The organism is Wolbachia endosymbiont of Pentidionis agamae (genome assembly GCF_036711655.1).
GTDB lineage: Bacteria > Pseudomonadota > Alphaproteobacteria > Rickettsiales > Anaplasmataceae > JAZHPY01.
Map to the genome: position 1 here is coordinate 1 of NZ_JAZHPY010000169.1, position 459 is coordinate 459.

Genomic DNA, 459 nt, shown 5'->3' on the forward strand with positions numbered 1-459 from the left:
GTTAGCATCGTCGAGTTTTTGAGCGAGGATATTTTCTTCTTTCTGAAGATCTAAAATTCTTTCTTCGTAAGCGACTAGATCTTTTTCTGTCCAACATGATTTATCCAACTCATCATAAGCTAGCTTTATTATTGGATCCTGTTCTGCAATTTTTCTTAGATCCTCATCAGTAGTTTCTTCTGCATATTTGAAAAAAAAGCACCAACGCTCTATAACACTTTCTAGGTCTTCTACCTTACTTTTTGCAAATTTAGGTAACTCTATAAAAACAAACTGAAAATCCTTTAAATAATTGCCATTGGTCTTAATATCACGAATATTATGAGTAGAGGTATATTCAACTTCTTTAGGAAAAAGAGTACAATTTGAAATGGCAATGAAAAAGACTTTCTTTAAAGTCAATATAATTACCAGACTGTCTTGAATAAGCTTTGGCGGCGTAAAGTTGAGCACGTTTTT

1 pseudogene is annotated in these 459 nt (G+C 32.5%); it reads right to left on the minus strand.

Features of this window, described 5'->3' with window-relative positions:
- Positions 1 to 459: pseudogene (locus V6U76_RS05475) on the minus strand (PD-(D/E)XK nuclease family transposase); the annotation flags it as partial.